This is a genomic window from Corynebacterium nasorum (assembly GCF_030229765.1).
Lineage (GTDB): Bacteria > Actinomycetota > Actinomycetes > Mycobacteriales > Mycobacteriaceae > Corynebacterium > Corynebacterium kefirresidentii.
In genome coordinates this window covers 41,269-59,955 of record NZ_JASPGY010000011.1, presented here as the reverse complement: position 1 = coordinate 59,955, position 18,687 = coordinate 41,269, and the positions used below count along the sequence as shown (strand labels likewise).

Here is an 18,687-nt window from a genome sequence, read left to right as displayed (position 1 = left end):
ACTGCAACCGGGAGGTTGTGGGAGAGTAAGTCACCGCCGACACCAAACAACAAACACAACAAAATACAACAAAGAAGCCGTAAACACACAACACAGTGATGTTTACGGCTTTTTTGCGTTTTCCACATACTTTACAGCCGCCTTCGGTCCGGAAGATCAGCCGTCTTGACTGCCCGTACTTGACTTCCCGTAGGGGTTATGTGAAGAAGCGGCCATTAATCCGCCTAAAGACACCAGCGATGCCAACCCTCAACCTTTCCTTTTACCCCCGTTGCCTATTAAGGGTCGACTCTGGGGATCCCTGCGGGTTTAGGTAATCCTATTCGAACACAAACACCCCCACCAAGGTCATATGTCCGGTACTTGGGATAGTATTTGAGTACTCGTTAGAAAACAGATACGAATCTGTCTCTTCTCGTTGGAGTGCCCCGCTGTGACTGCCACATTATCCCCACCCGAACCTGATGTTGCCCTCGACTACCCCGACACCCTACTCATTGACGACCCAACCTCCACCGGCCCCAACATCGAGCCGGAAGTCCCCGAAGCGTTCTATACCACCAACGCACCCGGCAACCACATCGGCCAAGCCGGCACCTACACGCGTAAAACTTCCTGGTTCCTCTACCGCGCAATCCTGCCCCAACTAGACGACGACGTCGACTTAACCCTCACCAGCCTGGCCAAAGACCTCGGCATCTGCTATTCCAAACTTCTCGGGTATATCCGCGCCCACTACCGCATGCGCCAACTACCCCTCGTCACCGAAGTGCAAGGCCAGCACTGGATACTCGATCTGACCAAACTGCGCATCATCGACCGCGAACTCAACAGACTTGAAGACAACCCTGACCACCTCGAAGCTATCGACGCAGCACTCGCAGACTTCCTCACACCCACCACACCGAACGAAACAGTACCCGCCGACGCCGACCTACGCCGGTTTATCCGCACCTTCATCGACACCCATCTGCGCCCAGAAGATAAAGAACAAAAACCCGAACCACGGCTGCGCATCAACTACAACCCGGACAACACCACCACACTCACCCTCACCTGCGACACTGCTACCGCCACCGTTATCGCCCACCACATCGACGCCTACACCAATAAAGCCAAAACCACCGCAGCACAAGGCCTTATCGACCTCATCTTGGAAGACACCCAAACTAGCGTCGCGATCAACACCTTTACCACCAACGAAGACACCAACAGCGTCTACATCCCAGGCGCCGGATGGATAAACATCAACCAAGCACCCATAGACCACGCTTTCGTGCGCTGCCTAGTCGCCGATGACGTTGATGGTTACACCCCAAATGTTGACATCCGCGCCTACACCCAAGGCAGAGACGCCACCTGCCGCTGGCTCGGCTGCACCATCCCCGCCACACGATGCCAACTAGACCACCGCATTGAATACCACCAGGGCGGACCGACCAGCCCAGACAACCTAGTAAACCTCTGCCAACACCACCACAACATCAAAACCGACCGCCGCGTCCACTACATCCTCGACCACATCACCGGCACCATCGCCTGGCTCCACCGAGACGGCACCTACCAACTAGACCACCCCACCGGGCCCCTAGCCACACACCAAACACACTGGAACCACACCTGGGCACAATACCTCGCACTACAACAACAAAGAACAAAAAGAGGAACGGCAACAGATTAGGTTGATGGCAACCGGAGTACGGCTCCATGATTGATCTCGCCATGCCTTAGTGTGCCGTTTTCCTCCTCTGGGATGATGCTGGCCGTCGTTCATGGTAGCTAAACTATAAGAGGTAATTTCCCATTTACAAGGAGAATTTGTTTCATGACTGATGCTGCGGCTCGCGCCGTTGACTTGTTCAAGCAATACGGAAGCGATGACACAGCCGTTGTGGCCCTGGATCATGTTTCCATTGAGTTCGGCAAGAGCGAATTCACTGCGATCATGGGCCCATCGGGCTCCGGTAAGTCGACGCTAATGCACACTATGGCTGGTTTGGATTCCGCGACTTCCGGTTCGGCGTTTATCGGCGATACCGATATGTCGGCGCTCAACGACAAGGACATTACGGCGCTGCGCCGTGATCGGCTGGGCTTTATTTTCCAGTCCTTTAACCTTGTTCCTACGCTGACTGCCGCGGAAAACATCACGTTGCCGACCGACATTGCGGGTAAGGACGTCGATAAGCAGTGGTTCGAAGAGGTAACTCGCCGTCTAGGCTTGGCAGAGCGCTTGGAGCACCGACCGGCTGAGCTATCAGGCGGTCAGCAGCAGCGCGTGGCCTGTGCCCGCGCGCTGGTTTCCCGTCCGGAAATTATCTTCGGCGATGAGCCAACCGGCAACCTGGACTCCAATTCTTCGGCCGAGGTGCTCGATATTTTGCGCACGGCAGTGGACAAGGATGACCAAACCGTGGTCATCGTGACGCACGATGCGAAGGCAGCGTCGTACGCGGACCGAGTGGTTTTCCTTGCTGACGGCAAGCTTGTCAACGAGTTGCACAATCCGACGATGGAGGCCATTCACCAGGTAATGGCGGAGATTGAGGGCTAAATGGCACGCGGAAATGCAATGCGCAGGGTGTCCCTGCGCAATATCGTGGCGCATAAGTTGCGCCTTGGGCTGACAATTCTCGCGGTGGTCTTGGGCACAGCGTTTATTGCCGGCTCGTTTATGTTCACCAATTCGCTGAAGTCTACTTTTGACTCCGCCGTGGATAATGAATTTCGTGGCGTGGATGCGGTGGTGAGCCAGAAGGACGACAATGGCGCGAAGCTGGATGAAAAGCTTCGCCAGAAGTTGGCCGATGATGAAGATGTCAAGAACATCAATATTGCGGATTCGGAGACTGTCGTCGCAGCCAATGAGAACTCGGAGGCCTATCAGACTCAGGGCGGTACGGCCAGCGTTGTCCCGTTTTATCCAGAGGATAAGGTCGTTGGTGGTGCCGATAAGCTGAAGGAGGGCGAGGAGCCGAGCGGTAAGGACGAAGTCCTTGTCAATTCCTCCGCGGCGGATAAATACGGAATCTCCGTGGGACAAAAGCTCATTGTGGTTCACCCCGATGAGCAGGATACGGTTACCGTTTCTGGTATCTCGGAGCCCGCCGTCGACCAGGGCGATAGCATCGTGCTGAGCATGGCCGAGAAGGACTACCTGGAGCGCTACGGCGATCCGAGCCAGCTCAAGGTTTCTGCGGCCGAAGGCGTGGATGCGAACGCCTTGGTGGATCACCTAAATGACAAATATGACGTCAAGGCGGAGTCGGGCGAGCGCCTGGCGGAGGAAACCTCTGAGATGATGTCCTCCGCCTTGAAGTTCATTAACTACTTCCTCATTGCGTTCGGCCTGATTGCACTGCTGGTGGGCACGTTTATCATCGCTAATACCTTCTCCATGATTGTCGCGCAGCGCACCAAGGAATTCGCTCTCCTGCGTGCGCTGGGTGCTTCCCGCCGCCAGATTACGAACTCGGTGGTGGTGGAATCTGCCATCGTGGGACTTCTGGGTTCCATTGTCGGCGTTGTTGCCGGCATGGGCTTGGTGGCCATCATCAAGGCAGTAATGAGCGCGAAAGGAATGCCGTTCGACGGTGGCTTGGGCCTGAGCGTTTCGGCCATCGTGGTCCCGATTATTTTGGGCACCATCGTGACGGTCGTATCCGCGTGGGCCCCGGCACGGCGCGCAGGTCGCGTGCAGCCGGTTGAAGCGATGCGCACCACCGAGTCTGCTTCCGCAACGTCCCTGAAGGTCCGCACGATTTTCGGTGCCATTATTTTGCTGGTTGGCATTGTTGCGGCGTTGGCAGGCGTGCTTTCCGACGGCGAGACGAACGTCCGCGCCGTCCTCGTCGGTGTGGGCGCGTTCGGGATCATTGTCGGATTCTTCTTGGCTGGCCCAGCCCTGTCGCTCCCTTTGGTGCCGACGGTAGGCAAGGTAATCGGTGCGCCTTTCGGTGCTATCGGTTCTTTGGCGGCGACGAACTCGCGTCGCAATCCACGCCGCACGGCTGCTACTGCATTTGCCCTGACCCTAGGCGTGGCCTTGGTGACGGCTATTGGCATGCTTGGCGCGACGATGAAGTCCTCCGTGGCCGATACCGTGGAGCAGAACATCACCTCCGATTACCTCCTTTCTGGCCCTAGCTCCGGTGAATTCCCAACACCGAAGGACACTGGTAAGCGTGCGGCTGAGGCTGAGGGCGTAGATAAGGCCATCACCATCGGTATGGCTCCGGTGACCGTTGATGGTCAGGCATCGATGGATTATGGTCCGCAATTCCAGCAGACCACGACTGCGGATGGAGATCCGTCGTCGATGATTGCGCTCGATATGGTCGAGGGCGATGCCAACTTGGATAAGGGATTCATTGCTACCGAAGACTTTGCCAAGGAACACGGCTGGAAGGTAGGAGAGACCTATAAGGTAGCTTCTGCGGAAAAGGACAAGAAGGCCGAGGCCAAATTGGTCGGCATCTTTAAGTCCACCGATGTGGTGCAGAATATGGTGCTCTCGCAGGAGGTAGCTGAAAAGGTTGCACCGGAGAAGTCCTTTACCGTCCAGATGGTGGGCGTCTTGGGTCAAGAAGGCTATGACAAGGAAGAACTGCGCCATAACCTGGAGGATGCGGTCAAGGATCTGGTTGTGGTTCAGGTCAATTCCGGTGAGGAGTATGCGGGCCAAGCTGCAGGCTTTATTGACCAGATGCTCTCCATCCTTTATGGTCTGCTCGCCCTTGCCGTCATTATTGCGGTGTTGGGCATTGTCAATACCTTGACCTTGGGCGTAATCGAGCGCCGCCAGGAGATCGGTATGTTGCGGGCTGTGGGCACACAACGCCGCCAGATCCGCACGATGATTACCCTGGAGTCCGTGCAGATCGCGCTCTTTGGCGCGGTGATGGGCATCCTCATTGGGCTCGGCTTGGGCTGGTCCTTCATCAAGATCCTCGGCGATGAGGGACTAGACTCTGCGCAGATTCCGTGGGCGATGGTGCTCATTATGCTTGTGGGCTCGGCCCTCGTCGGCATTATCGCGGCAGTATGGCCGTCGCACCGCGCGGCGAAGACGCCGCCATTGGAAGCAATCGCCGACTAGCTGCCTAGTCTAAGGCCTCCCCTCATCACACGTTGAGGGGAGGCCTTAATGCTTTTACGCGGCCATCCATGCCTTGACTGCCGATACCGCATCCTTGGTCTTCATATCGGGCAGGTAGGCGTGCATGGTGGCCAGCGCGATGGAAGGAAGCTTCAATTCATCGTGATAGCACAGGTACCACGGGTGCTCCTCGGGTTGGAATTTGCGCTTGCTGGCCGCGAGGGTGCGGAAGCCGTAGAGCGGTTCGACTTCTTCCCCAATGCGATTGAGGGCGACGTCGAGCCAGTTAGGCTCGTCAGGCTGTCCAGCCAATGGCGCACCGGACAAGGAGATCCAGGCAAGGCCTTCGGACTGGGCAATGAGCATTGCCTCTGAGATGAGGAGCTCAATTACTCCCTTAAAGCCGTGCTCGTTGCGGCGCATGACGTCGAGAACGTAGCCGGTAATAGCACCGTTTTCGTATACCGGCATCCAACTGGTCACACCATGCAAAGTGCCGTCGGCGGATTCAGCAAGCAAAAGCCGGGTGCCGGTCACCGTCATTTCTTCTAAGCCGCCGAGGGTAAAGCCCATCTCGGGTAGGGCCTTGTCGGAAACCCAGTCCTCGCTGAGTGCGCTAATGCGGGCGATAGAGGCTATATCTAGCTCCTCCCACGTGGTCCACCGAGTACTAACTCCTTCCTTCTCGGCTTTGTTTCGGGCCGTGCGCACATTTTGGAATTTCTTTCCTTTGAATTCCACGGATTCGCAGTTGAGGACTGCTTCTTCTGCAACTTGAAGGCGCTTGAGCTGCGGGTGAGCATCCGCGAACTGCGCATTGACGGAATACCACGCCACGGCCCAGCCTTGCTCGGAGGCAAAGCGCTCGAATTCGGCGCTGATATCGCGGCCGACGGGGGCGCCCAGCGTGAGCGCAATGCCATTGGAGACACGGTAGGCCACATAGGAGTCACCGTGGAAGAAGTACCGGTTGGATTTCCACAGCGTCATAAAGGAAAGATGATCGCCGGTGCCGGATTCGAGCAGGCGGCGGGCCGAGTCGCGGTCGGATTCTTGTGCAGGATCAACGGGCCGAGAAAAGCCAAGGTAGAGCCGGACTGCCAGCAGGATCCAGAAGGCGTTTCCAACCCATAGGTAGATGAACCAGGAAAACATCGTTGCCGGCGCGACGTGGTGGGGAAGGATAAGCGCAACGACGGCCGGAACGAAGCGCAAGGGCGTCTCTGCGAGGATGTCGGCAAGATTTGCTGGGGGAACGGTGTTGTGCAACGAGGCTGTAAGGATCCACAAGCCCGCGCCGAGGGAAGAGGCACGGATGGCGAAGACAATAGTGCGGGTGAAAAATGCGCGGTTTTCGCGGATCCGGAAGAGCGAATAATTGATAAGCAGCATGAATAGCGCCAAGAGCCAGGGCAGGATGACGAGCACGAGGTTGGGCAGGAGGTAGCTCAGGCGGGAATCATCCCAAAGCTGGTAGGTCAGCAACGCGATGGCCAGTACTTGGGTGATAACCGCCATCCACCAAGCGAGCACGCGGCCCCGCATGAGACCAAAGCACACCACCAGCTGGATGATGAATGGCATGATATTGGCTACCAAGGCGCCGATGCCTTGGACACGGGCGAGATCGACTGCGGCAGTGCAACTGGTAGAAGTTAGCGAATCTGCGCAGACTTGAGTGGCCTCCAGAGCCGAAAGGTGTGGTGCCCACAGGAGCTGTGTGATTTGGGAGAACGGACCTTCGGCCATGGGGTCGAGTGCCACGAAGGCAGGGCCAATGGCTACGCAGGCGATACCGACGGCGAGGAGCACGCGACGCTCCCTGATGGAAGGCGGCGCGGATTCGGGCTTAAAGAGCAATTGGCCAGCCGTAATGGAAAGCATGGCGGCGACGATGCCGAGAACATCTGACATGGTGCCGGAGTAGAGCACAAAAGTGGCGGTAAGCACGATAAGCGAAACGCGCAGTCGGCGGCGCCATAGGCGGGGGAGTAAAGCCGAAGCAAAACCAGCGGCACCGGCGATAAAACCGATAGGGGTGAGGAAGGTATCGCTCAATAAGTCATTGCCCCATCGATTTAGGCCTACGGTCTCAATGCCGCGGGCGAGCACGATGGACAGCGGGACGCTGATGAGCTGGGAGACAACTCCTACCGCCAATGTGCGCAAGGAACCTAAGCGCCATTCAGCGGGAACGAGCCAGAGCACGATGAGCACGGACAAAATAATGGCGCCACCGGGGTGCGCGGTAGTCAGCGCCAGCCAGTGGGAGGTGGGGAAATCCACTAGGTGAAGTGCCCACATAATGACTAAGACGGCTAGGGAAACGGGAAACCTGGTCAGGATGGTTTTAAGAACGGACATCGTGGGCTCCAATTCCATCGAAGGGATCCTTGATAGCGGTCATTCCACCGCGGCTAGCGGCCCAAGCGAAGGATTCGCGCAGGGCTGGGCGCCACACCTGGAAGGAGTGGCCGCCGGGCCGGGTGCCAAAGTAGGTTTTCATGCCGGCGGCGCGGGCGGCATCGGAAAGCGAGCGCAAAGCATTGACCGAAGCAGTGTCCTTATCGCCAGCGATGAAGATGGCTTGGGTAGAGAAGTGCTTGTGGGCGAGCAGGTGGGCGGGGTCTTGGTCATTGAAGGCGGATTCGTCCCCGGCGAAGAATTTCTTCACCGTCGCCGCGTGGTTGCCAATGGTGGGCTCAGCCTCGCCGGAAATGTCGATGATGGAACCATAGGCTTCGGGGCGGTTGGTGGCGATCTGTAGGGAGCAGGTGCCGCCGTAGCTTAATCCGCCCACCGTCCAGGTGCGCTGATCCGGGTTGACTTTGAATTTTTGTTTAATGGCCTGTGGTACGTCCTGGCTGAGGTAGGTCATTACCTTAGCCTGGGAGCTATCGGCGCAAATGGGGTTGGCGGTTTCAGAGCCGGTGGCGTCCACGGCTATGACGATGGGGCTGCGGCCCCCGTTAGCCGCCTGGAATTGGTCTGCAGTTTCGGCCGCCTCGCCCGAACCGAACCACTGATCTGGGCCGCCCGGGTTGCCGTGCAGGAGCACGATGACAGGCAAGGTGTGGTCCGTCCAGTATGCCGGCGGAATATACGCCGTGGCTTGCCGAGCGGCGAAATGGGAGGTGGTGCCGGGAAGATCCACATGGACGATGGCTGCACCAGACTTGGTGTGGGAAAACTCTTCGTAGCTCATTTCCTTTGCCACAGGGCGCGGGTCAAGGGACGCAATATCTGGATAGGTTTGATATTCCATGTTGACGATGCCGACCGTGGCCAAAAGGGAAAAGATTCCGGCGGTGACCGTGACAATCTTGGGCTTGCGTATCAGCGCCGCCACGGGGACGAAGGCGGCGAGGAAGATGTACCACGGTACTTGCCAGTGACGGAGTAGGAACCAAGCAATAATGCACAGCAAGGCGGCGATGACCAGTGGCCACACCTTGCGTTGGAGGAAAATGATGATGGCCGCAATCGCGAGGATGGCGTAAAAGATCACGCCATTGATGGGATCCGCCAAAGGCAGATTCAAAAGGAAACTCACGCGAAAAATATTAGGCCTGAGCGGGCCAAAAGTAACTGCTAGATAGCTGGGAGTTTACCCCTTAAATCCCGTGATAAATGCGGGCCGTCCAGATGGTGCCGCGCCAGGCCAAAACGATGCCCAGTCCGATGGTCCAGAAGAGGTATTTGCTAAGCCGCCACCACTGCCTGCGTTTGATCATTTCTCCTAGTTCCTTGGCCAGCGTGGACCAGGTGGACAGGCCACCTGCAAGGCCGAGGGCGAGGAAGGGGTGGATGAGGGGGACGTCGGCAAGCTGGGCGAAACCATAAGCCAGGCCGAGGGCGAGGGAACCCAAAATATTCGCCACGAAGGTGCAATAGGGGGCAGGTAAAAGCCGGGTAAAACCATAGCGGAGGCTGCCGCCTATGAGGCCGCCGAGAAGGACGCAAAGAAGATTCATCGCAGCTTGTCACCCGCCAGGTAGCCGCCCACGCAGCCAACGATGGTGGCTAGAACATAAGCCAGAGCGATGGTCCAGTGCGCCTCGGAGGTCAGGAAAGCGAAGGTAGCGAAGCTAGTGAAACCGCCCAGCACGCCCGTGCCCCAGAATGGGCTGGGGCGGAAATAACCCATGAGCGCGCTGCCAAGGATATTGATGATGAGCAGCGGGAACATGCCGCCGCCGAGTGCTACGGAAAGCAAGTATCTGGCAGCCGCACCGAGCGCGGCGCCAGCACCCACGACGAGGAATTGAGGCATGCGGCCTATGTTACTTCCAGTCCATTCCCTGGGACTCTACGAACGCGCGGACCTCATCTACCGGTTTAGTGAGTTTGGGATCAAAGGCTAGGTACGCCTTAGTCTCGCGGGCTACTAGGCCGGAAAGGAGGAGTAGCCCAATGAGGTTCGGGATGGCGATGAGACCATTGGCCAGATCGGAGAAGGTCCAGGCAAGCTCGAGCTCCGAGACGGAACCGACAAAAAGCAGGCAGGCAAAGAACATGCGGTAGGGGATGGAAGCTTTGCGGCCGCACAGGGATTCCAAAGAACGCTCGCCATAATAAGCCCAGGCCATGATGGTGGAAAAGGCGAAGAAAATAATGGAGAGCGAAACGATGGTGCCGCCCCAGTCGCCAGGCAAGACACGGGAGAAGGCCTCGGCCGTCATGATTCCGGCTTCGTCGCGGCCCATGTCCCAGGTGCCGCCCACCACAATGACCAAGCCGGTAATGGTGACCACAATGATGGTGTCAATGAAGGTTTGCGTCATGGAGACTAGCCCCTGGCGCGCCGGGTGCGGGGTTTTGGCGGCCGCCGCGGCGATGGCGGCGGAGCCCATGCCGGACTCATTGGAGAAGATGCCGCGGGCGACGCCGTATTGAATAGCCATCATGAAGGTAGAACCCACGAAGCCGCCGCCGGCGGCCGTGCCGGTGAAAGCACCGCTGAAAATCATGGCGAAGGCGGCGGGGATCTCGCTAGCGTGCGAGAAGATCACAAACAGTCCACCAAGAACATAAACGATGATCATTAAAGGCACGAAGGCCGCGGTGATGCGGCCGATGGCCTGGATTCCCCCGAGGAGTACGGAGCCTACCAAGACGAACAGGATTGCACCGGTGGCCGCTGGGGCGATGCCGAAAGTGGATTCCATATTGGTGGCCACGGCATTGGCTTGGGCGAGGTTGCCGATGCCAAAGGAGGCGCAGATTGCGAAGATGGCAAAGAAGACAGCTAGCACGGAGCCGAGCGGTCCGGGGATACCGCGCTTGAGATATTGTTGCGGGCCGCCGGACATCTCGCCATTGGAGTCGGTGGTGCGAAAGCGCACACCGAGGTACGCCTCGGTGTATTTAGAGGCCATGCCCACTAGGCCCGTAATCCAGATCCATACCAGCGCGCCGGGGCCACCAATAGACAGCGCGGTGGCCACGCCCACGATATTTCCCACGCCTACGGTGGCGGCAAGGGCGGTGGTCAGCGCCTGATAATTGGAAATATCTCCTTCGGTGGACTCATCATCAGAGTCTGTGGCAAAGACGTGGCGCGTCGCACGCCCTAGCGTCCGGAACTGGAGGCCACCCAAACGGATTGTCAGCCACAGGCCCGTGCCCAACAGGAGTGGAATGAGGATGAATGGTCCCCAGACCACGGTGCTGATGGCGGAGAGAATGGAATTAAGCGAGTCCATTCTGCAAATCTAGCGAACTATAGAAATGGAGTAAATTTGGCCATACCCCCAGCCGGGGGATCATCCGTCCTGCGCAATCACTGGGGAGAAGGCAAGCTATAGCTATACGGACCCCAACCCCAAGGAGTACGACATGGCCCACGAGCGCGCCGGCACGCTTGCACAACCATCGGACCTCATTGACATCGCAGAATTGGTCACCGCCTACTACACCCGCACCCCGGATGCGGAGAACCCAGACCAGCAGGTCTCCTTTGGCACCTCTGGGCATCGCGGTTCCGCACTCGACTGCGCTTTCAATGAGGCGCATATCCTGGCGATCACCCAAGCCATTGTGGACTATCGCGCAGAGCAAGGCGTTACCGGGGCAATTTTTATCGGCCGCGATACCCATGCGCTATCCGAGCCCGCCATGGTCTCCGCCCTCGAGGTGCTGCTGGCCAATGAGCTGGAGGTTCGCGTCGACGATCGCGGCCGCTATACCCCGACTCCGGCGGTATCCCACGCGATTTTGACCCACCCCGGTACCGACGGCATTGTGATTACTCCTTCGCATAACCCTCCGCGCGATGGTGGTTTCAAGTACAACCCGCCAACCGGCGGCCCGGCCGATGCGCAGGCAACCGATTGGATTGCAGGGCGCGCCAACGACTACTTGCGCGCCGGGCTGGAGGGCGTGAAGCGGACGTCTGTCGCGGGCGTGCTGGACGAGCGCTGCATCAAGCATGACTACGTACACAACTACGTGGCTGACCTTAAGAATGTGGTGGATATGCAGGCTATTAAAGATTCCGGCCTGCGCATCGGCGCTGATCCCATGGGTGGTGCCTCGGTGGACTATTGGCAGGCCATTGCGGATTACTACGGGCTGAATATGACCGTGGTCAACCCTGAGGTGGACTCCACGTTCCGCTTTATGACCTTGGATACAGACGGCAAGATCCGCATGGATTGTTCCTCGCCGGCTGCCATGGCCTCGCTTATCGACGCCCGCTCAAGCTTCGACCTTGCCACCGGCAACGACGCCGATGCGGATCGCCATGGCATTGTCACTCCCGATGCTGGCCTGATGAACCCCAATCATTACCTCGCCGTGGCCATCGAGTACCTCTTTAGTCACCGTCCGCAGTGGGGGAATGCCGGTGTGGGAAAGACTTTGGTGTCCTCCTCTATGATTGATCGCGTGGTGGAAAGCCTTGACCGGGAGCTGGTGGAGGTTCCCGTCGGCTTCAAATGGTTTGTGCCGGGGCTGGTGGAAGGCACCATTGGTTTCGGTGGTGAAGAATCGGCCGGTGCTTCTTTCCTACGCTTCGATGGCTCCGTATGGTCTACCGATAAGGACGGCATCATTATGGATCTACTTGCCGCGGAGATCACCGCAGTAACGGGCAAGAGCCCGTCCCAGCGCTATGCAGAGCTGGCGGAAAAATTCGGTGCCCCAGCCTATGCCCGTACCGACGCCCCAGCTAACCGCGAGCAAAAGGCCATCCTGAAGAAGCTATCTCCCGAAAAGGTCAGCGCTACGGAGCTGGCAGGGGAGGAGATCGTGGCCAAATTAACTGAGGCTCCCGGCAACGGTGCCGCCATCGGCGGTCTGAAGGTGGCGACTAAGAATGCGTGGTTCGCTGCCCGCCCTTCTGGTACGGAAGATAAGTACAAAATCTATGCGGAGTCTTTCCTGGGTGAGGAGCATCTCAGAAAGGTACAAGCAGAAGCACAGGCAGTTGTTACCCATGTATTAGAGGTTTAACGCTAAACTCATCCTCGTGAGTAGCAAGAATAAAGGGAAGCTGGTGCTCGATATCATCAGCTTCATCGCCCGCTTTGGCATGGCCTGGGTGTGGATTGAAGCCGGCGTGCACAAGCTCGGCAAAACTCTGGACATGACCCAAGCCATCAAAGGCTATGACATTTTTACGCCTGATTGGGCTCTTTACCTAGCAACGGTCATTGGCCCATTAGAAGTTATCGGTGGCGTGCTCTTGCTTCTCGGGCTGTTTTTGCGGAGATCCTCCATCGTGGCAACCATCGTGTTGCTGCTGTTTATGGTGGGCATCGCGCAGGCCTGGGCCCGCGGGCTAGATATTGACTGCGGCTGCTTTGGCTATGACGCCCAAAATCCTGACCGCGGAATGGATTATGCGAAGACGCTGTTGCGCGATGCCGCGTATCTATTCTTCACTGTTTGGACTATTAAACGCCCTTTCACCAAGTTTGCCCTTCACCCCTAATAGGTGGGCAAGGTAGGCTGTATTGGTCCGAGAATTTTCAAAGGCAAGGTTCAAATGAGCAAAGTAACTGACCCGAACGCTAAGGGTGGCAACGGTTTTATCTGGGGAGTCGGTGTACTTCTCGTCATCATTGCCGTTGTCATTGGCTATATCGTGTGGAACGGTAAGCAATCTGATGATGGCGTCGAAGACGTCAATATGACTATGGAGTTCAATGATGGTGCTATCACGTTGAAGGGCGAGAGCGCTACGGACGATACCCCTAAGGTAGATCTGTACGAAGATTACTCTTGCCCACACTGTGCTGAATTGGCTCAGGCTACCGACGGCGACATGAAGAATGCTATCGAAGAGGGCAAGCTGATCGTTCATGTGCGCACCCTCAACTTCCTGGATGGCAAGGATATTGAAGGTCAGGAGGGCTACTCCACGAAGGCGGCAGCCGCTATGTCGGAGTTGGCAAAGTCCGGCGACATCAAAACCTATTGGAATTTGCGTGACTTCCTCATGCAAAACCAGCAAAGTGTTGCTAATAAGTGGGGCGTTGAAGATATTGCTAACCAAGCCAAGGAGCTTGGCGCCGAAGATGATGTTGTTGAGTCCATGAAGGACGTAGACATCAAGCAGGGCAATAAGGTGGCGAAGACCAACTACGACAAGCTGGATAAAGAAACCGGCTCTGTCTCCTCGCCGCGTATTGTTCAAAATGGCAAGGATGTTCCATCCGAAAAGGACCAAAAGGCCGGCAAGAACCTGGGCGATTGGGTAGAAATCGTCACCCAGTAGCAGGCGATTTGGAGAGTTAAATACCCTCCATGTATATTTAAGCGAGTTGCAGCCCACAAGGTTGCACCTCGTTTGAGGGGCTATGGCGCAGCTGGTAGCGCACCACACTGGCAGTGTGGGGGTCACGGGTTCGAATCCCGTTAGCTCCACAATATAAAGGAGAGGAACATTAGTTCCTCTCCTTTTAGTTTGTCTTGGGTGCCTATAGTTTTGCTAAGTCCTCATCAAGCATGCACTGGTCGATAGCAATGCCTACGGCGGCGCCGCTACCCATCGCCTGGGAGACCTGATCCGGCGAGCTGACTACATTGCCGGCTGCCCATAAGCGCGATATTGAGGTTTGGCCACGTTCTGCTTTGATCCAGCCATTGGCCGATTCGCAACCGGCATCCCGCAACAGTGCATCGTTGGGCAGAAAATCGGGCCCAGTAAAGCATGCTTCGTAGATGCTTACTCCATCGGCGCTGTGTACTTCTACGCCGGTGGGCGATGCCTGATCCGGCTGGACTTGTGTCACCTTCGCTTCGTTTATCTCTACGCCCAACCCGGCGAGCTGGGTGCGGTCAAGCTCGGTGAGCTCAAGGCCGTTGGGGTAGAAGGTCAGAGCACTCGTCCACTTAGAAAGCAGTTTGCTAATGCGGATAGTAAAAGGCGGATTCGCGCCGCCAATGAGCGCAACCTTCTTCCCCTTGACCTCGTGGCCGTGGCAATAAGGGCAGTGAAAGAGGCGCGTTCCCCATAAATCACTAAGACCAGGGACCTCAGGGAGCTTGTCTGTGAGACCAGTAGCAACGAGGGCATGGCGGGATTCTAGAAGCGTGTCATCGGTGAGTCTTATTTGCCACGGGGCCTGCTCGGAAGGTCGGGAGAGGCTTTCCACCGTGGCGTGGGTAATGGCGCCGCCGAATTTTTTAACCTCCGCGTGGCCGCGTTCGAGCAGCTCGGTGGGAGCCACGCCATCGAGACCGAGGATGCCGTGGGAATGTTCGCTGAAGCGATTGCGGGGAGTGCCGGAATCGATAACCTGAACATTCCGGTTAGCGCGGGCCAAAGTGATGGCAGCGGCGGTGCCGGCAAAACCTCCGCCGATGATGATGACGTCTGATTGCATTGCTCATCCTTTATGGGAAGTGGGTAGCATGGTTCGCAGCCGAGTATATGCAGTCAACGTCGAAGGGGCCCGCGCGTTATGGCTTACGAATCCACGGGGTTCTTTGCACGCGATGCGCTCTACGGGGCGTCTCCTGCGCAGGCAGTGGGCAGGTTCTTTATTCGATACTTCAACTTCCTGGGCCGAGCGTCTGTGAGTGAGTTCTGGTGGGTATTTGGCTTTCTAGTGTTGATTTCAGTGCCAATTAACGCCATCGATCAGCATTATGGCGTGAATATCAAGCCTGTTGTAAAAGGATTTCTTGCTATGCCGGTCGTTTCCTTAATTTTCCGGCGGTTGCACGATTCTGGGAGAACGGGGTTCTTATGCTTGATCGGGTTTATCCCAATGTTCGGTGGGTTAGCGCTTCTATTCATGATGTGTTTGCCCACGCGGGAGCGCGCGGCGCTTTAAAAATTTCCCTGCCGGATTAGGCTGGGCGCCATGCAGACTTTTTCAAAGCGAGTACGCGACACAGATCAAGCTGGCGCCGAGGCGGCAGGATTGCGGTGGCTTGGGGAAGCTACCGACGCGGTGGTCAACGTAGTAAGCGCCGACGGGCTAGAGATCGTTACCGAGCGCGTGGACGAGGTCATGCCCACGCCGGAGGCGGCGAGGAAGTTTGGTGCGGAGTTGGCTCGCATGCACCGCGCAGGAGTCGAAGCGTTTGGCGCACCTCCTGCCGGATGGGAGGGAAAGAACTTCATCGGCAGCATCGAGCAAGACTGCATCCCGACGGATAACTGGGGTGAGTTCTACGTCGAACAGCGCGTGCTGCCTTTTGCGGAACTGGCTGGGATTAGTTCGGCGCAGTTGGATTTGGTAAGGCGAGCTTGCGATGCCATCGCCGCGCGCAGTTGGGATGTGGCGCCGGCTCGCATCCACGGTGACCTGTGGGCGGGAAACCTGCTCTTTGGTTCCGATGGCGGCATCATGATTGACCCCGCTGCCCACGGCGGGCATCCGCATACGGATTTGGGAATGCTGGCCCTTTTCGGGGCACCATACCTAGAAGAAATTTTCCAGGGCTATGGTGCGCCGAAAGATATCGAGAAGTGGATTCCTATGCATCAGCTGCATCCACTAGCGGTGCATGCGCTCACGCACGGTGCAAGCTATAACCGGCCGCTGGAGCGTGCGGCTGCCGCAACCTTGGAGGCGCTGGCCTAAAGGCTCGGCCCCTGCGGCATGACGCGTTTATGAGCGCCGCGGCGCCATAGGGTTTCGATGCGTTCGCGGGCGGCGTCGGGAACCGCCTTGCCCTCCAGGTAGTCATCGATGTGGGCGTAGGTGACGCCGAGGGCTTCTTCGTCGGGAAGCTGGGGCTTATCGTCTTCCAGATCCGCGGTCGGGATTTTCTCCCAGGTAGAGCGCGGGGCGCCGAGGTGCTCTAAGAGAGCGGCGCCCTGGCGTTTGTTGAGCCCGGCCAAGGGGAGGAGGTCTGCCGCGCCATCGCCCCACTTAGTGAAGAAAGCGGTGACGTTTTCCGCCGCATGATCGGTGCCGATGACGAGGGCGCCGACCTCGCCGGCGATGGCGTACTGGGCGGTCATGCGCAGGCGGGCCTTGGTATTGCCGCGGTTGAAATCGGTGACGTCGGCAAGCTGCACAGCATCCGCCACCTGCTCGTCGAGGGCCAAGGTAGCTGGTTTGATATCGACGGTGAGGCGGTGATCGGGCTGGATGAAATCCAGGGCAATCTGGGCATCGTCCTCATCAGCCTGCACACCGTGAGGCAGACGCACGGCCCAAAACTCCGCGCCGTCGACGCGGTCAACCGCCAGTTGCGCGAGCTTTCCTGCCAAGGTGGAATCCTGGCCGCCCGAAATCCCCAGCACGTACCCCTTGGCACCGGTGGTGCGCAGGTAGTCAACCAAGAAATCTACGCGGCGCTGGACCTCCGCTTCTGGATCGATAAAGGGGCGTACACCCAGGGCTTTTATGATGGTTTGCTGCAGGTTTTCGGCATCGTTCGACATGACGTTCATGGTAGCTCTGACACAATATTGTGCTGTGAATAAGGATGTTTATGTCAAGGTAGTAGCTGGCATAGCGGCCCTCGGCGGGCTGCTTTTTGGATACGACACCGGAGTGATGTCCGGTGCCTTGCTTTTTATTAGCCCCGCATTCGACATGAGCGCCCACCAAGAGGGGTGGGTGACCTCGATGCTGCTTGTGGGGGCGGCTGTTGGTGCGCTGACAGCCGGGCGCATCGCCGATAGGTTTGGCCGCCGCTTCACACTGATTGCGGGTGGCATCATTTTCGTGTTGGGCTCCATCTGGTGCGCCCTGTCCGGATCGGTGGGCATGCTGGCTACGGCACGCACGTTCTTGGGCTTTGCTGTAGGTGCGGTATCCATCGTTTCGCCCATGTACATCGCGGAGATCGTGCCCGCCAAGGTGCGCGGGCGCATGGTCTCTCTCAATACCCTGGCGATTGTGGTGGGCCAGTTGATGGCCTACCTGGTCAACTCCGCGCTGGCCTCTACTGGCAGTTGGGAGTGGATGCTGGGCTTGGCCGCCGTGCCAGGACTAGCGTTGGCACTCGGAATGGTGTTTCTGCCAGAGACTCCGGTATGGCTAGCGACGAACGGCAAGATGGCTCGTGCCCAAGAAATTGCCGGGCGCGCCGGAATGGATATTTCGGAGCTGACTTCGCAGGAGACCGCGCGCAAGTCCAGCGGGTCTGAGTGGAAGGCGCTTGCCGCCAACCGGTGGATGCAGATTACGGTGCTGCTGGCCATGCTGATGGGGCTCACACAGCAGATTACCGGTGTCAACGCCATTGTGTATTTCGCACCGACCATGATGAATCAGGTGGGGATTTCTACGGCCAATTCGGTCTACACGTCCATCGTTATCGGCACGGTATCTGTGCTCGCCTGCTGGGTTGGCCTAAAGGTAGTAGACCGCATTGGGCGCAAGCGCCTATTGCTTATCGGCCTGACCGGCAACGTGGTCTCGCTATTCATTCTTTCCTTCGCCTATTCCCACGCCCAGGATTCCACCGCTATGGCCATGGTGTCTTTGATATTTATGGCGCTGTTTATTGCTTTCCAACAAGCGGCGGTCTCACCCACGACGTGGCTGCTTATCTCCGAGCTAGTTCCGCTGCAGGTACGTGGTCTAGGCATGGGCATTGCGGGGCTATCGTTGTGGGCCACCAACTGGGCCGTAGCGCAGTACTTCTTGCCGCTAGTGGAGTGGCTGACTGGCCCGGTGGCGTTTATGGTCTTTGGAGTCTTTGGTCTCATCGCCATTGCCTATACCCGCATTTTGGTTCCAGAGACAATGGGACGTAGCCTGGATGAGGTAGGCGAGGAGATGAAGTCGCGCTACGAGCGCGAGTCCGCAGTCGTCAAGCCTTAGTGTTTTGGTATTGACGGCCGTGTGAGGTAAAATTTTTCCTCGTGTCATGGCTGGGGATTCCCAGTCCGTGCTTTACTTATTCAACCGCATGTAGATTGCGCATAACGAAAGGAGCGCCCGATGAAGGTCCGTAAGTCCCTTCGGTCGCTGAAGAAGAAGCCGGGCGCCCAGGTTATTCGCCGCCACGGTAAGGTCTTCGTGATCAACAAGAAGGATCCCCGTTTCAAGGCTCGTCAGGGCTAATTGATTCGCGATTCCATCCGCTCCCTCCGGCTATCCGGAGTGGGGCGGATTTTTTTTTATGGGTGAATTATGGCACAAGGGATAATTTTCTCCAGGGCCACGGGG

Annotated in this window: 17 protein-coding genes and 1 tRNA gene; 11 read left to right on the top strand and 7 right to left on the bottom strand. The window is 57.6% G+C overall.

Going from position 1 to position 18,687, the window contains the following annotated elements; genetic code table 11:
- The first annotated feature begins 433 nt into the window (after positions 1 to 433).
- The 3 genes from QP904_RS11215 to QP904_RS11205 all read left to right on the top strand — a co-directional run bounded on the left by QP904_RS11215 (position 434) and on the right by QP904_RS11205 (position 5,098).
- A complete protein-coding gene (locus tag QP904_RS11215) occupies positions 434 to 1,681 on the top strand; it encodes an HNH endonuclease signature motif containing protein (protein ID WP_248099382.1) in 1,248 nt (415 codons plus the stop codon).
- A gap of 144 nt (positions 1,682 to 1,825) precedes the next feature.
- Complete coding sequence (locus QP904_RS11210) at positions 1,826 to 2,554, top strand: ABC transporter ATP-binding protein (RefSeq protein ID WP_023020834.1); 729 nt, start codon at positions 1,826 to 1,828, stop codon at positions 2,552 to 2,554.
- Complete coding sequence (locus QP904_RS11205; protein ID WP_284836081.1) at positions 2,555 to 5,098, top strand: ABC transporter permease; 2,544 nt, start codon at positions 2,555 to 2,557, stop codon at positions 5,096 to 5,098.
- A 54-nt stretch (positions 5,099 to 5,152) separates the two neighbouring features.
- Here QP904_RS11205 and QP904_RS11200 read toward each other — a convergent pair whose 3' ends face one another.
- From QP904_RS11200 to QP904_RS11180, 5 genes are all read right to left on the bottom strand, one after another.
- Positions 5,153 to 7,462 carry an MprF family protein gene (locus tag QP904_RS11200; protein ID WP_284836080.1) on the bottom strand — a complete coding sequence of 770 codons (2,310 nt, stop codon included), beginning with the start codon at positions 7,460 to 7,462 and terminating at the stop codon, positions 5,153 to 5,155.
- On the bottom strand, positions 7,449 to 8,651 hold the full coding sequence (locus QP904_RS11195) for an alpha/beta hydrolase (protein WP_284836079.1): 1,203 nt from the start codon (positions 8,649 to 8,651) through the stop codon (positions 7,449 to 7,451). Before QP904_RS11195 ends, QP904_RS11200 begins: the two co-directional genes overlap by 14 nt.
- A 61-nt stretch (positions 8,652 to 8,712) precedes the next feature.
- Complete coding sequence (locus QP904_RS11190; RefSeq protein ID WP_200288682.1) at positions 8,713 to 9,072, bottom strand: FluC/FEX family fluoride channel; 360 nt, start codon at positions 9,070 to 9,072, stop codon at positions 8,713 to 8,715.
- Positions 9,069 to 9,371, bottom strand: a complete 303-nt coding sequence (locus QP904_RS11185) for a fluoride efflux transporter family protein (protein WP_284799143.1) — start codon at positions 9,369 to 9,371, stop codon at positions 9,069 to 9,071. Before QP904_RS11185 ends, QP904_RS11190 begins: the two co-directional genes overlap by 4 nt.
- Positions 9,372 to 9,381: 10 nt before the next feature.
- Positions 9,382 to 10,803 (bottom strand): alanine/glycine:cation symporter family protein, encoded by a 1,422-nt coding sequence (locus QP904_RS11180; RefSeq protein ID WP_284799142.1) that lies wholly within the window; start codon positions 10,801 to 10,803, stop codon positions 9,382 to 9,384.
- A 133-nt stretch (positions 10,804 to 10,936) separates the two neighbouring features.
- Between QP904_RS11180 and pgm the strand changes: the two genes are divergently transcribed.
- The 4 genes from pgm to QP904_RS11160 all read left to right on the top strand — a co-directional run bounded on the left by pgm (position 10,937) and on the right by QP904_RS11160 (position 13,969).
- The gene (pgm, locus tag QP904_RS11175; RefSeq protein WP_284799141.1) at positions 10,937 to 12,553 is read left to right on the top strand and encodes a phosphoglucomutase (alpha-D-glucose-1,6-bisphosphate-dependent); all 1,617 of its coding nucleotides are present in this window, start codon (positions 10,937 to 10,939) and stop codon (positions 12,551 to 12,553) included.
- 16 nt (positions 12,554 to 12,569) lie between these two features.
- Positions 12,570 to 13,034 (top strand): MauE/DoxX family redox-associated membrane protein, encoded by a 465-nt coding sequence (locus QP904_RS11170; protein WP_023020842.1) that lies wholly within the window; start codon positions 12,570 to 12,572, stop codon positions 13,032 to 13,034.
- Between the two features lie 54 nt (positions 13,035 to 13,088).
- Positions 13,089 to 13,820, top strand: coding sequence for a DsbA family protein (locus tag QP904_RS11165; protein ID WP_284799140.1), 732 nt, complete (start codon positions 13,089 to 13,091; stop codon positions 13,818 to 13,820).
- 76 nt (positions 13,821 to 13,896) lie between these two features.
- A tRNA-Ala gene (locus QP904_RS11160) sits at positions 13,897 to 13,969 on the top strand.
- Positions 13,970 to 14,022: 53 nt separating this feature from the next.
- Here the strand turns inward: QP904_RS11160 and QP904_RS11155 are convergent.
- On the bottom strand, positions 14,023 to 14,931 hold the full coding sequence (locus QP904_RS11155) for an NAD(P)/FAD-dependent oxidoreductase (protein WP_284799139.1): 909 nt from the start codon (positions 14,929 to 14,931) through the stop codon (positions 14,023 to 14,025).
- Between the two features lie 78 nt (positions 14,932 to 15,009).
- On the opposite strand from QP904_RS11155, the gene QP904_RS11150 reads away from it, so the two are divergent.
- Entirely contained in the window at positions 15,010 to 15,384 is a 375-nt protein-coding gene (locus QP904_RS11150; RefSeq protein ID WP_023020845.1) for a DUF805 domain-containing protein, read from the top strand.
- 30 nt (positions 15,385 to 15,414) lie between these two features.
- A complete protein-coding gene (locus tag QP904_RS11145; RefSeq protein WP_023020846.1) occupies positions 15,415 to 16,140 on the top strand; it encodes a fructosamine kinase family protein in 726 nt (241 codons plus the stop codon).
- Here the strand turns inward: QP904_RS11145 and nadE are convergent.
- Positions 16,137 to 16,958: an NAD(+) synthase gene (gene nadE, locus QP904_RS11140; protein WP_023020847.1), complete on the bottom strand. Its 822-nt coding sequence runs from the start codon at positions 16,956 to 16,958 to the stop codon at positions 16,137 to 16,139. The genes QP904_RS11145 and nadE overlap by 4 nt on opposite strands.
- Positions 16,959 to 16,983: 25 nt before the next feature.
- Between nadE and QP904_RS11135 the strand changes: the two genes are divergently transcribed.
- Positions 16,984 to 18,339, top strand: a complete 1,356-nt coding sequence (locus QP904_RS11135) for a sugar porter family MFS transporter (protein WP_284836078.1) — start codon at positions 16,984 to 16,986, stop codon at positions 18,337 to 18,339.
- Between the two features lie 120 nt (positions 18,340 to 18,459).
- Positions 18,460 to 18,582: a type B 50S ribosomal protein L36 gene (gene ykgO / locus QP904_RS11130; RefSeq protein WP_003847162.1), complete on the top strand. Its 123-nt coding sequence runs from the start codon at positions 18,460 to 18,462 to the stop codon at positions 18,580 to 18,582.
- The last annotated feature ends 105 nt before the right edge of the window (positions 18,583 to 18,687 follow it).

Coding starts and splice junctions, on each gene's coding strand:
- nadE (WP_023020847.1), bottom strand. CDS start 16,958: ATGAACGTCATGTCGAACGATGCCGAAAACCTGCAGCAAACCATCATA.
- QP904_RS11190 (WP_200288682.1), bottom strand. CDS start 9,072: ATGAATCTTCTTTGCGTCCTTCTCGGCGGCCTCATAGGCGGCAGCCTC.
- QP904_RS11210 (WP_023020834.1), top strand. CDS start 1,826: ATGACTGATGCTGCGGCTCGCGCCGTTGACTTGTTCAAGCAATACGGA.
- QP904_RS11165 (WP_284799140.1), top strand. CDS start 13,089: ATGAGCAAAGTAACTGACCCGAACGCTAAGGGTGGCAACGGTTTTATC.
- ykgO (WP_003847162.1), top strand. CDS start 18,460: ATGAAGGTCCGTAAGTCCCTTCGGTCGCTGAAGAAGAAGCCGGGCGCC.
- QP904_RS11200 (WP_284836080.1), bottom strand. CDS start 7,462: ATGTCCGTTCTTAAAACCATCCTGACCAGGTTTCCCGTTTCCCTAGCC.
- QP904_RS11205 (WP_284836081.1), top strand. CDS start 2,555: ATGGCACGCGGAAATGCAATGCGCAGGGTGTCCCTGCGCAATATCGTG.
- QP904_RS11180 (WP_284799142.1), bottom strand. CDS start 10,803: ATGGACTCGCTTAATTCCATTCTCTCCGCCATCAGCACCGTGGTCTGG.
- pgm (WP_284799141.1), top strand. CDS start 10,937: ATGGCCCACGAGCGCGCCGGCACGCTTGCACAACCATCGGACCTCATT.
- QP904_RS11155 (WP_284799139.1), bottom strand. CDS start 14,931: ATGCAATCAGACGTCATCATCATCGGCGGAGGTTTTGCCGGCACCGCC.
- QP904_RS11145 (WP_023020846.1), top strand. CDS start 15,415: ATGCAGACTTTTTCAAAGCGAGTACGCGACACAGATCAAGCTGGCGCC.
- QP904_RS11150 (WP_023020845.1), top strand. CDS start 15,010: ATGGCTTACGAATCCACGGGGTTCTTTGCACGCGATGCGCTCTACGGG.
- QP904_RS11185 (WP_284799143.1), bottom strand. CDS start 9,371: ATGCCTCAATTCCTCGTCGTGGGTGCTGGCGCCGCGCTCGGTGCGGCT.